Here is a 12830-nt window from a genome sequence, read left to right on the forward strand (position 1 = left end):
GCACCACAACACGCATGAACGTTGCCATCATTGGCGCCGGCTGGGCCGGCTTGGCGGCGGCCATTGCCACCGTCCAGGCGGGCCACCAGACCACGGTATTCGAGGCCGCACGCACGGTGGGCGGACGGGCGCGCGCGCTCACCACACCCGGCGCAGACGGCACGCCCCTGGTGCTGGACAATGGCCAGCACATCCTGATCGGCGCCTACACCACCTCGCTGCGCCTGATGCGCCTGGTAGGCGTGGATATTGATGCTGCCTTGCTGCGCCTGCCCCTGGTGCTGCGTTTTCCCGACGGCAGCGGCTTGCAGTTGCCCGACCTGGCCCCGCCCTGGGACGCCTTGCTGGGTATCGCCCGGGCACGCGGCTGGTCCTGGCACGACCGGCTCGCCCTGCTGCGCACGGCCCATGGCTGGCAGCGCGCGGGCTTTGTCTGCGGCCCGCAAGATACGGTGGCCTCCCTGTGCGCCCACCTACCGCAACGCCTGCTCGACGGCTTCATCGACCCGCTGTGCGTGGCCGCGCTGAACACCCCCGCCCCCAGGGCCAGCGGCCAGGTGTTTTTGCGCGTGCTGCAAGACAGCCTGTTCAGCGGGCGCGGTGGCTCTCACTTGTTGCTTCCGCGCGTGGATCTGGGCACGCTGTTTCCCGGGGCCGCCACCACCTGGCTGACCGGCCAGGGTGCCATCGTGCGCACGGGCGAGCGCGTGCAGGCCCTCACGGCCCCGGCTCCCGGTCAGGGCTGGCTTGTGGACGGCATCCCTTTCGATGCCGTGGTGCTCGCCACCTCCAGCACCGAAGCGGCACGCCTGGTCTCGCATAGCGCGCAGACGGCCCCTTATTCCATGACCGTACCGCTGTGCGACTGGGCCGCCAGCGCTCAGGCATTGCAGTTCAGAGCGATCAGCACCGTATATGCCCAGGGCACACCGCACGCCCACGGCCGCCTGCTGCCCGAGCCCATGCTGGCTTTGCACAGCAGCGCAGAGCATCCAGCGCAGTTCGTCTTCGACCGGGGCCAGCTGGGGGGGCCGTCCGGTCTGCTGGCTTTTGTGGCCAGCGACAGCCAGGGCGAACGCGCACAGACAGAACAGCGGGTCTTGCAGCAAGCCCACGCACAGCTGCGCCTGCCGGGCCTGCAGGTGGTGCAGACCGTGGTGGAAAAACGCGCCACCTTTGCCTGCACCCCCGGCCTGCAGCGCCCGGGCGCCTGCATTGCGCCCGGCCTGCAGGCCTGCGGCGACTACATCGCAGGCCCTTACCCGGCCACACTGGAAGGCGCCGTGCGCAGCGGCTGGGAGGCCGCCCAGGCGTTGGCGGCGCCAGACACGTAGCCCGGCGATTCATACTATTTCTTTGATAGCTGCTACCGCTTATCCAGAAAGCGATAGAGCATCATTTCATCAAAATTTACAAGTGGGCGCCCATGCGCCCAGACCACCACTCACAAAGTGAGAATGGTCGAGCCCGTGGTCTTGCGTGCCTCCAGGTCGCGGTGCGCCTGCTGCACCTGGGCAAGCGGGTAGCGCTGGTCGATGTGGATCTTCACCTGGCCGCTGGCCACCACGGCAAACAGCTCGTCCGCCATGGCCTGGGTGGATTCGCGCGTGGCGATATGGGTGAACAGGGTCTGGCGCGTGACATACAGCGAGCCCTTGGCGCCCAGCATGCCTGGTGCGAACGGCGCGACCGGGCCCGAGGCGTTACCAAAGCTGGCCATGAGGCCAAAGGGGCGCAGACATTCGAGCGACTTGTCCCAGGTGTCCTTGCCGACCGAGTCGTACACCACCTTCACGCCCTGGCCTGCGGTGATGTCCTTGACGCGCGCCGCAAAGTCTTCGGTGTGGTAATTGATGGCGTGCGCCGCACCATTGGCCAGCGCCAACTGGCACTTGGCATCGGTACCGGCGGTGGCGATGAGCTGCAGGCCCAAGGCGCGGGCCCACTGGCAGGCAATCAGGCCCACCCCACCGGCGGCCGCGTGGAACAGCACAAAGTCACCGGCTTGCAGGCCCTGGACGGGCAGCGTCTTCTTCAGCAGGTACTGCGCCGTGAGACCCTTGAGCATCATGGCAGCGCCGGTTTCGAAGCTGATCGCGTCCGGTAGCCTGCACACGCATTGGGCGGGCATCACGCGCACCTCGCAATAGCTGCCGGGCGGCTGGCTGGCGTAGGCGGCGCGGTCACCCACCTGCAGGTGGGTCACACCCGCGCCCACCGCCTCAACGACGCCTGCGGCCTCCATGCCCACCGTGGCAGGCATGGACAGCGGATACAGGCCCGTGCGGTGGTACACGTCGATGAAATTCAACCCCACGGCGTGGTGGCGGATGCGGATCTCGCCCGGGCCGGGCTCCCCCACGGTCACATCAACGATCTGGAGTTCTTCGGGGCCGCCATGTTGGCGGATCTGGACGGCGAGGCTCATAGAAAAGGGGCTCCTGCAAGGCAAACGCAAAGGTGGGCGCCATCGTGCCATGTTTCTGCAAGCCTTGCCCTGCGTGCGCCGTTACAGTCCCGGTATGACACACAAATTGACGCCCGGCACGGCGGCGCTGCTGGTGACTGCGCCTTTGCTGTGGGCCGGCAATGCCGTGGTGGGCCGCCTGGTGCACGACCTGGTTTCGCCGATCACACTCAACTTTTTGCGCTGGGCCCTGGCCTTTGCGTTGCTGCTACCGCTGGCCCATGGCGTGCTGCGCCCGGACCACCCGGTGTGGGCGCACTGGCGGCGCTATGCCCTGCTGGGGCTGCTGGGTATTGGCCTGTACAACGCACTGCAGTACATGGCCTTGCAGACTTCGACGCCCATCAACGTCACCCTGGTGGGCTCCAGCATGCCGGTATGGATGCTGGCGGTCGGCGCGGTGTTTTTTGGCGTTACCGTCACGCGCCGCCAACTGGCGGGCGCGGCCCTGTCCATGGCCGGCGTGCTGCTGGTGCTCAGCCGCGGCGAATGGAGCCAGCTGCTGGCACTGCGCCTGGTGCCGGGCGACCTGTTCATGCTGCTGGCCACCATTTCGTGGTCGTTTTACAGCTGGCTATTGGTGCGCACCAGCGAGCCCGCCAATCTGCGCAACGACTGGGCCGGTTTTTTAATGGCACAGCTGGTTTTTGGCCTGGGTTGGTCGGGCGCTTTTGCCAGCGCCGAGTGGGCGACCGGCCACACGCAAATCACCTGGGGCTGGCCGCTGGCGGCAGCACTGGCCTTTATTGCCATCGGCCCGGCCGTGGTGGCCTACCGCTGCTGGGGCGTGGGCGTACAACGCGCCGGGCCGGCAGTGGCCGGTTTCTTCTCCAACCTCACGCCGCTGTTTGCCGCATTGATGTCGGTGGCCTTTCTGGGCGAGACACCGCGCCTGTATCACGCAGCCGCCTTTGCGTTTATCGTGGGCGGTATCGTGGTCTCATCACGCCGCTGAGGCTTGTATCAGCGCGTTGAAAGCGTCCAGAGGCACAGGCCTGCCCAGCAGATAGCCCTGGTAGAGATCGCAGCCCTGCCGGGCCAGGAAGTCCTTCTGCTCCTGTGTTTCCACCCCTTCGGCGATCACTTCCAGGTCCAGGTTGCGTCCCATGCCGATGATGGTTTGCACGATGACGTCGTCGGTTTCCCGCGTACCCAGGTTGCGCACGAAAGATTGGTCGATCTTGAGCTGGTGCAGCGGCAAACGAGTCAGGTAGGCCAGCGACGAATACCCGGTACCAAAATCGTCCACCGAAAAACGCACGCCCTTGGTACGCAACAAGTGCATCTTTTCGATGGCGTCGTCCACGTTGTCCAGCACCAGTGATTCGGTCAGCTCCAGCGTCAGCAAGTGCGCCTTGGCCCCTGTTTCCTGCAGGGCATCGGCCACCTGGCGAACAAAATCAGGGTGTCTGAACTGGCGGGCACTCACGTTCACAGACAGCTGCAGGTGAGCGCATTGCGGCACGTCCTGCCACACCGCCATCTGCGCGCAGGCCGTACGCAACACCCACAGGCCAATGTGCAGGATCAGGTCGCTTTCCTCGGCCACGGCGATGAACTGCCCCGGCGGCACCATGCCGCGCTGCGGATGGTGCCAGCGCAGCAGCACTTCAGCACCCACAATGCGCCCGTCCAGCGTGAATTGAGGTTGGTAATGCACCGCAAACTGCCTTTTTTCGAGGGCATCGTGCAAGTCGGCTTCCAGTTGCGCACGGTCGTTGATGGCCACCTGCATCCGGGGGTCGAAGAAACACAGGCCATTGCCGCGCCGTGCCTTGACCTGGTACATCGCGATATCGGCCTGCTTGAGCAGCTCCGTCGCCGTCTGCAGGGAGCCACCAAAAACCGTGGCGCCAATGCTGGCACGGCTCTGGTGTTCATGTCCTTGCAGCTGGTAGGACTCGGACAGGCTGGCCAGAATTTTCTCGCCGATACGCTGGGCAAGCTGCGCGGCTTCTTCGGTGCGGATGGAAAGGTCGTTGAGCATCACCACAAACTCATCGCCACCCAGTCGGGCCACCGTGTCGGCCACGCGCACGCAGGCGCGCAGGCGCTGCGCCACCTGGATCAGAAGCTCGTCACCCACTTCATGGCCCATCGTGTCATTGAGCGCCTTGAACTGGTCCAGATCAAGAAACAGCAGCGCCCCCAGCTGGCCCGAGCGCTGCGCCAGCACCGACGCCTGGCCCAGGCGGTCAAGCAACAACCGCCGGTTGGGCAGGCCGGTCAGCGGATCGTAGAAGGCCAGGGTCTCGATTTCAGCCGTGGCACGGCGCAGATCGGTCACATCGTGGTAGGTGATGACCAACCCGCCCTCGGGGGTGGAACGCTCCAATATCTGAATATGGCGGCCATCGGGCGTGGTCTGCTCATGCCCCCCGGCAGCGCTACGCTGGCGTGCCAGGCGCTGCTCCACCCACTGCTGCTGCTTTGCCTCGTCGGCCTGCGGCAGATGGTATTTGACGGTTTTTTCCAGCACCTTTCGAAATGGCAACTGCGGCGCCATCACACCCGCCAGCCAAGGATAGATCTCGGCGAAACGCCGATTCCAGTGCACCACCCGGCCGCGCTGATCGAGCAGGACAAAACCGCTCACCATCGACTCCAGCGCCTGATCGAGCATGGTCTTGGAATGGGCCATCGCCTGCCGCGCCATGGTGACGCTGTGAAAGAAAGCGACGGCCGCACCTGCAGCCAGCAACACCATCAGGCAGAACACCGCCGTGACGACAGCAATGGCATTGCGCTCTGCGCGCCAGTCCTCCAGAGCAACCTCCTCGGGCAGGCTCGCGGAGAGGCGCAGGTTTTGGTAGAGCAGCGGGCGCGAAACCACCAGTGCAGGCACGCCGCTCAGCCGCGCAGGAGCGCCCCAGGTGGCGCTTTCAGCGGGTGTGTTCAAGGGCTGAATCGGCCGCAACAGCGCTTGCTCACCCCAGTCGGGAATAGACAACAGCACGCTGCCATTGCTGCGCTCAAGCACCACCTCCAGCCCGGCACTGTCGGCACCCTGCATCAGCACCTGTGCCATTTTGGCGACCGGCACCTGCGCCACCACCACCAGCCGATGGCCGTTGGCCAGGACACTGGGCCGGGCAAAGTACAGAACGACCTGTGTGCTGTTGAAGCTCACGGTGGGCGCACTGACCAGCAGGCTGGGCGCCGAGGGCGACAGTGCCGCCTGCAAAAAATCGGGCGGCAGCTGCACGGCATTGCGTGCACTTGCGGCGTCGGAGGACGCCAGCACACGGCCTTCGCGGTCCAGCAGCGCCGTATGACTGACCAGCAGGTTACCCCGCGTCACCGTGTCCAGCAGCTTGCCGGATACGCTGGTATCGACCCAGTCCACCATCGAGGCCGACAGGCCGAGCAGGTCGTCCGAACCCGACAGCAAAAGATCAATCGTGAGAAAGCTGTTGTTGAGGGCGGCCTCCGCACCCGACACGAAGCGCGTGACCTGTTCCACACGGTTTTCCAATGCCGTCTGCCGGGTCGTCCAGGCCAGCATGCCTGCCGTGAACAGCAATCCCACCAGAAAAAGCGAAGCCAGCGCCCAAACCGTGATTTTGATCCGCGAGGAAGTCCACGCCATCAGGGCACTTTCGGCAAGGTCAGCCCGCGTGCGGCGCCGATGGTCTGATTCCAGAGGTCGGCGCATTGCGGGCCGCAGCGCTGGAGCCAACGGGGCAGCACGGTGGTCTTGAAAATTTCCTGGCGCCGCGCCTCATCCTGGGCCGAGGGCACCACCACCTGCATGCGCCCCTTGCGGCCCACAGTGCACCCGGATGCCCCGCTGTTGCAGGCCAGACCCTGGGCGGTATCGCGTTCGGACTCCGCCCAGATGGAGGATTCCAGCCGGGGCAGCTCTTGGCGCAGCAAGGCGCGCAAATCTGCAGGCAGGGCATCCCAAGCGGCCTTGTTGGCGCCGAACAGGGCCAAGCCCCAGGTCAGTGGCATGGCGTAGAGATGGCTGGTCACCGCATGCAGGCCCATGGTGTTGCCCGACATGGTGCCCGTAATGGCGCAATCAACACTGCCTGACTCGACGCCCGGCACGATGCGCGCAAACGCCATGTGCACCGGCGCGGCGCCCAGGGCTTCGACAAAATCAGCCTGCCCGGCCGACGACACGCGGACCCGCCGGCCCGCCAGATCCACCAGCGCAGCCACGGGCTTGCGGCAGAAAACGACCTGCGCGGGATAGACATACATGGCGAGCAATTCCACGCCGTGCGTCTCGCGCAGTTTCTTTGTCAGCACGGGGCGAAAAGCCGCAACGCTGGCCTTGAGGCTGGCCATGTCCGGGTTCAGCCCCGCCAAATCAGGCGCCGTGTATTCCGGGGCCACGGCCGTGAGGGCGCTGAGCAGCACGGTACCAAACGGCACTACGCCGCGCTGCAAAAACGACAGCATTTCATCGCCCGGCACACCCGCACGGTCAAACGGCACGATCGCGGCACTGAAGCGACCCCGGCTGAGTTTGGCCAGCTCGCGGTTCCAAAAAGGCTCCTCCCAATGGGTGTACTGGTTAATGTCGGCCAACCCGCCCACGACACGAAGGTGGCGCACGGCAGTGCCTTCCTGGGCCTGCGCGGGCGCACAACCCAAGGCCAAGGCACTGCACGCGCACACCACCGCCCAGACGCGCGCAAGCAACCTGGTTCGGAGAGAACGCGGTGAACAGTGCATGGCGATACAAAACCCCCTCGGAAATAGATTGATCTGATTGTGTGCGACGACTGGCGGGTCGTGCCACTCCCTACAAAAACCAAACCCAGGGTTTACCCTTGGAAAATCGTACTCAAAACGCTCCAGGGTAGGCGCCCCCGTCGGCCAGCAGGTTTTGTCCAGTGACATACCCGGCATGCACGCTGCACAGAAAAGCGCAGAGTGCGCCGAACTCCCGGGCTGAGCCAAAGCGACCCGCCGGAATGCTGGCCTGGTGCGCCGAGCGCACCTCTTCCAGCGTACGCCCGCTGCGCGCCGCAGCACCGCCCAGGGTGGCGGTCAGGCGATCGGTATCGAACTTGCCGGGCAACAGGTTGTTGATGGTGACCCCCCGGGCGGCAATGCTGCTGCGAGCCACCCCGGCCACAAAACCCGTAAGGCCGCTGCGCGCACCATTAGACAGGCCCAGAATGTCGATGGGCGCCTTCACCGCGCTGGACGTGATGTTCACGATGCGGCCAAAACCGCGCTCGGCCATGCCATCGACCGTGGCACGGATCAGCTCGATGGGCGTCAGCATATTGGCGTCCACGGCCTTGATCCAGGCTTCGCGGTCCCAATCGCGAAAATCGCCGGGCGGCGGCCCGCCGGCATTGGTGACCACGATGTCGAAACCATGTCCTGGCCCGCCGGGCACGCTGAACACCGCCGCCCGCCCCTCGGGGGTCGTGATGTCCGCAGCCACCGTCAGCACCTGGGGTTTAATGCCTTTTTGGCCGTTAACGCTTTCCCACTGTGCGCCAATAGCTCTCAAATCAATAGCAGAAGATTGCAGCGCCTCGGGCTGGCGTGCATTGATGACCACGTGCGCCCCTTCCGCGGCCAGCGCCTGGGCACAGCCCAGCCCCAAACCCTTGCTCGCGCCGCATACCAGCGCCCATTTGCCCGCCAAGCCCAAATCCATAACAATCCCCGTCTACTCGCTGCAGCACAACGTCAGCGCGATCCCATCATAAATAAATATATGGAGAAGCCCATGAACTCCTGGTTGCACCACGGCAGCCTGGCTGCCGCCCTGGCGCTGGCGCTACTGGCTGCGCCCGCGCTGGCCCAGCAAGACGCCGCCATCCTCAAACGCGCCACGGATCTGCGCGAAGGCCCCGCACCAACCTCCGCCAGCCTGGGCGCCTTGGCGGCCGACAGCAGCGTTGCGCGCACTGGCGAACGCAAAGGTTCATGGGTAAAAGTGCGCACCCCACAGGGCGCAGCCGGGTGGGTGCACATGTTCGACCTGGGCGCGCAAGCGGGCGCAGCCCCCGCCAGTGGCGGCGCCACCAGCGGCCTGCGCAGCCTGGGCGGCCTGTTTGGCGGCAGCGGCAGCACCACGACGGCCACCTCCACCGTGGGCATCCGCGGTCTGGGTGCCGAGGACATTGCCAACGCCCAGCCCAACGCGGCGGCTGTGAAGAACGCCGAGAAATTGCGCGTCAGCTCCGAGCAGGCCCAGCGCTTTGCCAGCGCTTCGGCCTTGCGCGCGCAGCGGGTCGAACCCCTGCCAGAGCCGCCCCGCCCTGCTGCGGGCGGCAGCCAGTTCACGCCGGACAACATGAGCCCCAATTGAAGAGAGACACCATGCGTATCAAAACCCTGTTCTCTCGCACCGGCCTCGCGGCGGCTGCCACCTGCCTGGCCCTGGCAGCGGCCCCTGTCCATGCCCAAGGCATGATGAACCTGCTCAATTCGCTGGGTGGCTCCGGCAGCTCGGGCTCCGGTGCTGCGGGTCTGCTGGGCGCTGTGATCGGCACCCCGGCGGGCAACAGCGGCCAGGGCGACGACCTCATCAGCCTGCTCTCGGGCTCGGTGGACAACATCGACGAACCCCGCGAAATCGAAATCGGCCGCCAGCTCGCCGCCGTCCTGCTGGGCAGCAAGCCCCTGCACCCCGACATGCAGCTGCAGCGCTATGTGAACCAGCTCGGCCGCTGGATCAGCCTGCAGTCCGAACGGCCCCATCTGCCCTGGACCTTCGTCGTGCTCAACGACAACGGCTACAACGCCTTTGCCGCCCCTGGCGGCTATGTGTTCGTGACCAAGGGGCTGATCGACCGCTGCGCCGACGAGGCCGAGCTGGCCGGCATCCTGGCGCACGAGATCACCCACGTGACGGCCAAGCACCACCTGCACGCCATGCGCAAGTCGGCCCAGTCAGGGCTGCTGACGCAACTGGTGGCCTCGCAAATCAAGACCAACGCCGTGGGCAACCTGGTGGCCTCACAGCTGCTGGCACTGGGCCGCAACCTGTATTCCCGCGGCCTGGACCAGACCGATGAGTTCGACTCGGACCGCAATGGCGTCGCCCTGGCGGCCCGTGCCGGGTTCGACCCCTTCGGCCTGGTAGCGGTGCTGCAGCAGTTGCGCACGGCCACGCCGGACAACCCCATGTTCACCCTGGCCCTGTCCACCCACCCCCCAGCACAGACGCGCCTGGACCAGCTGGAACAAGCCATGGGCCAGCGGCTCGATGGCTTTGCGGGCGCCCCGACGGTCACGGTGGCACAGCGCCTGGGCGGCGGTACACGCAAAAAGTAAGCCGTGGCTACCGTACCCGCGCCGGGCGGGTAAAGACAAAAATCCCGGCGATCACCAGCACCGTGCCCGCAGCCACCCAGGGGGTAAAGGGCTCGCCCAGCAGCCACACCCCCATCAAAATGGTGGACATGGGCCCGACCATCCCGGCCTGAGAGGCTGCGCTGGCGCCAATGCGCTCGATGGCCATCATCACCATGAGTACGGGCGCGGCGGTACACAGCAGGGCGTTGAGCACCGACAACCACACCACCTCAGGCGCCACCAGCGCCGCCGACAGCGGCCGCAGCAGGGCAAACTGCAGCAGGCACAGCACACAGGCCACACTGGTGGCCAGCCCCACCAGGCGCAGCGAACCCAGGCGCTTGACCATCTCGCCGCTGTAGACCAGGTAGATGGCATAGCTGACAGCGCTGCCCAGCACCAGCGCCGTGCCCCAGGCCGTGTGCGTGCCCTGCAGGTGCACCTCCTGGCCAAACACCAGCACCACGCCGCAATAGCTGATGAGCATGCCCAGCGCCTGCCCCCAGCGGATGCCGCGCCCATACACGGCCCAGCCCAGTACCAGGACGATGGTGGGGTTGAGGTAAAGAATCAGCCGCTCCAGGCTGGCGCTGATGTAGGCGAGCCCGGCAAAGTCGAGAAAACTGGCCAGGTAGTAGCCCGAAAACCCCAGCCCCAGCACGCCCCAGCGGTCCCGGGGTTCCAGCGGCGGTTGGCCCCGGCTCGCCCACCAGGCCATGGCCGCAAAAATGGGCAAGGCAAACAGCATGCGGTACATCAGTAGCGTGACGGCATCCACCCCATAGCGGTAGGCCAGCTTGACGATGATGGCTTTGCCGCTGAAGGCAATGGCGCCCAACAGGGCCAGCACCAAACCGGATGCTCTTTTTTTGCTAGCTACCAGCGCTTGCTGCGATTGCGTTAGAGGCACTTTTTATTCAAATCTCTGTAAATCGAACCTAAAACCCGGCCGCCTGTCCGTCGCGCCGTGGGTCGCTGGCGGCCACGTAGCCCTGGGTGTGGGGATCGCCCAGCCGCCAGATGAACTGGCCTGCGCCAAACTCACCATAGGGGTCATTCAGCACCGTCATCTGGTGGCCGCGTTCTGCAAGGCCCTGAAGGGTCTCTGCAGGCAAAGTGGCCTCGGCATGCACCGACAGCCCCTGGTTGTAGCGCCAGCGCGGCGCATCGCATGCGGCCTGCGGGTTCTGGCCATGGTCGAGCATGCGCACCAGCGTCTGCACGTGGCCCTGGGGCTGCATGTTGGCGCCCATCACACCAAAGCCCATGACTGGCTGGCCGCCCTGGGTGACAAAGCCGGGAATGATGGTGTGGAACGGCCGCTTGCCCGGCGCCACCCGGTTGGCCGGGTTGGCGCCGCGCGGGTCGGTGCTGAAACCAAAGCCCCGGTTCTGCAGGCTGATGCCGAACTCAGGCTCCACGCAGCCCGATCCAAAGCCCTGGTAGTTGCTCTGGATGAAGCTGACCATCATGCCGTTCTCGTCGGCCGTGGTGAGGTAGATGGTGCCGCCCCCGGCAGGCTTGCCGGCGCCAAAGTCCTGTGCGCGTTGCATGTCGATGAGTTTGGCACGGGTGGCCAGGTAGCTGCCATCGAGCATTTGCGCGGCCGTCACCTCCATCGACGATGGATCGGCCACGTAGCGGTAGACATCGGCAAAGGCCAGCTTCATGGCTTCGATCTGCAGGTGCTGCGCGGCCGCGCCATCCACGGGCAGGCGGGCCAGGTCGAAATGCTCCAGCATGCCCAGCGCCATCAGCGCGGCCAGGCCCTGCCCGCTGGGCGGGATTTCATGCACGTCGTAGCCCCGGTAAGCCTGCGCAAGGGGCGCAACCCACTCCGCCCGGTGCGCCGCCAGATCGGCCAGCGTCAGGGCGCCGCCATGCTGCGCAGAAAACCGCGCCAGGGCCTGGGCGATTGCGCCGGTGTAGAACGCCTCGCCCCGCGTAGCGCCAATGGCGCGCAGCGCGCGCGCTGCCGCCGGGAAGCGGAACAGCTCGCCCACCTGCGGCGCCCGCCCCCAGGGCATGAAGTGCTGGGCGAAACCGGGCTGCGCCTGCAGCTCGGGCACGGCGGCCGCCCATTTGCCCTGCACCACCACGGGCACAGCGTAGCCGCGCTCGGCGATCTCGGTCGCGGGTGCCATCAGGTCGGCAAACGGCAGCTTGCCAAAGCGTTCACTCAGTGCCACCCAGGCACTGACCGCGCCCGGCACGGTGATTGAATCCATCCCCCGGCGGGGCGGCGTGCGGGCCGCCGTGCCGTATTTGCGGTGGAAGTAGTCCGGCGTCCAGGCCTGCGGCGCGCGCCCCGAGGCGTTGAGTCCGTGCAAGGCCTGGCCGTCCCAGAGGATGCAAAAGGCATCGCCCCCCAGGCCATTGCTCACCGGCTCGCACACGGCCATGGCGGCGGCGGCGGCCACGGCGGCATCCACGGCATTGCCCCCTTGCCACAACATGCGCAGCCCCGCCTGCACCGCCAGCGGATGCGAGGTGGCCACCACATTGCGCGCAAACAGCGGCAGGCGCGCGCTGGGGTAGGACGGTTGGTAGTCGAAGCGCATGGCGGCTCCCGTTCAGAGGGCGGCAATCCGCTCCATAAAACGCTCAGGCACGGGGGCGACCTTTTTGTCTTGCGGGTGCACGAACACCACACCCAGTTTGCCGCGCGCTACTTCGCGGCCCGCATTCTTTTCGGTCATGCGAAAAACGATATCGAAGCCATAGCGGTTGAAATCCGTGGGCAGCATTTCCACGCGCATGGTCTCGCCATGGAAGCCCTCGGACTTGTACTGGGCCACGATGTCTCCAACCACGATGGACAGCCCCTCGACACCGGCTTCGCGATAGCCCAGGGCCTGGAAGAAGCGCACGCGGGCTTCGGACACCAGCGTGAGCAACTGCGCATTGTCCAGATGCCCGCCCTGGTTGACATGGCTGATGTAGATCTGGATTTCGGTGGAAAACGTGAACTGCTCTGGCAGCTGGAACTGGATGCGGGGCATAGGAATTGAAGGTTGAAAAAATCTCAGTGATCCGTCGCGCTAGACGCCACCCCTCACCGATGAAACTGGCGCGGCCCAAGCCAGGG

General features: G+C 65.8%; 11 protein-coding genes. 4 read left to right on the forward strand and 7 right to left on the reverse strand.

The features are described from left to right. The first annotated feature begins 14 nt into the window (after positions 1-14). Positions 15-1334: a hydroxysqualene dehydroxylase HpnE gene (gene hpnE, locus ACYVOC_RS11785; RefSeq protein ID WP_461161935.1), complete on the forward strand. Its 1320-nt coding sequence runs from the start codon at positions 15-17 to the stop codon at positions 1332-1334. Positions 1335-1444: 110 nt separating this feature from the next. On the opposite strand, the gene ACYVOC_RS11790 is transcribed toward hpnE, so the two are convergent. After that, positions 1445-2428, reverse strand: a complete 984-nt coding sequence (locus tag ACYVOC_RS11790; RefSeq protein ID WP_116004572.1) for a quinone oxidoreductase family protein — start codon at positions 2426-2428, stop codon at positions 1445-1447. 94 nt (positions 2429-2522) lie between these two features. Between ACYVOC_RS11790 and ACYVOC_RS11795 the strand changes: the two genes are divergently transcribed. Then, entirely contained in the window at positions 2523-3422 is a 900-nt protein-coding gene (locus tag ACYVOC_RS11795) for a DMT family transporter (RefSeq protein ID WP_461161936.1), read from the forward strand. On the opposite strand, the gene ACYVOC_RS11800 is transcribed toward ACYVOC_RS11795, so the two are convergent. The 3 genes from ACYVOC_RS11800 to ACYVOC_RS11810 all read right to left on the reverse strand — a co-directional run bounded on the left by ACYVOC_RS11800 (position 3411) and on the right by ACYVOC_RS11810 (position 8096). Next, positions 3411-6056, reverse strand: coding sequence for a bifunctional diguanylate cyclase/phosphodiesterase (locus tag ACYVOC_RS11800; protein ID WP_461161937.1), 2646 nt, complete (start codon positions 6054-6056; stop codon positions 3411-3413). The two genes, ACYVOC_RS11795 and ACYVOC_RS11800, sit on opposite strands and share 12 nt — an antisense overlap. Further along, a complete protein-coding gene (locus ACYVOC_RS11805) occupies positions 6056-7033 on the reverse strand; it encodes a TRAP transporter substrate-binding protein (protein WP_461161938.1) in 978 nt (325 codons plus the stop codon). The genes ACYVOC_RS11800 and ACYVOC_RS11805 overlap by 1 nt, the downstream gene beginning before the upstream one ends. 232 nt (positions 7034-7265) lie before the next feature. Then, on the reverse strand, positions 7266-8096 hold the full coding sequence (locus tag ACYVOC_RS11810; protein WP_116004575.1) for an SDR family oxidoreductase: 831 nt from the start codon (positions 8094-8096) through the stop codon (positions 7266-7268). 72 nt (positions 8097-8168) lie between these two features. Between ACYVOC_RS11810 and ACYVOC_RS11815 the strand changes: the two genes are divergently transcribed. Together ACYVOC_RS11815 and ACYVOC_RS11820 are read left to right on the forward strand one after the other, a co-directional pair. After that, entirely contained in the window at positions 8169-8753 is a 585-nt protein-coding gene (locus tag ACYVOC_RS11815; protein WP_461161939.1) for an SH3 domain-containing protein, read from the forward strand. Positions 8754-8764: 11 nt separating this feature from the next. After that, on the forward strand, positions 8765-9721 hold the full coding sequence (locus ACYVOC_RS11820; protein ID WP_233521149.1) for a M48 family metalloprotease: 957 nt from the start codon (positions 8765-8767) through the stop codon (positions 9719-9721). Between the two features lie 7 nt (positions 9722-9728). Here the strand turns inward: ACYVOC_RS11820 and ACYVOC_RS11825 are convergent, their stop codons facing one another. From ACYVOC_RS11825 to ACYVOC_RS11835, 3 genes are read right to left on the reverse strand one after another with little or no spacing between them, the layout of a single operon-like run. Continuing rightward, on the reverse strand, positions 9729-10652 hold the full coding sequence (locus tag ACYVOC_RS11825) for a DMT family transporter (protein ID WP_116004577.1): 924 nt from the start codon (positions 10650-10652) through the stop codon (positions 9729-9731). 28 nt (positions 10653-10680) lie between these two features. Continuing rightward, positions 10681-12303, reverse strand: coding sequence for a gamma-glutamyltransferase family protein (locus ACYVOC_RS11830; RefSeq protein ID WP_461161940.1), 1623 nt, complete (start codon positions 12301-12303; stop codon positions 10681-10683). A gap of 12 nt (positions 12304-12315) precedes the next feature. Continuing rightward, a complete protein-coding gene (locus ACYVOC_RS11835) occupies positions 12316-12744 on the reverse strand; it encodes an acyl-CoA thioesterase (protein WP_116004579.1) in 429 nt (142 codons plus the stop codon). Positions 12745-12830: the final 86 nt, after the last annotated feature.

It is taken from the genome of Simplicispira piscis (assembly GCF_054783455.1).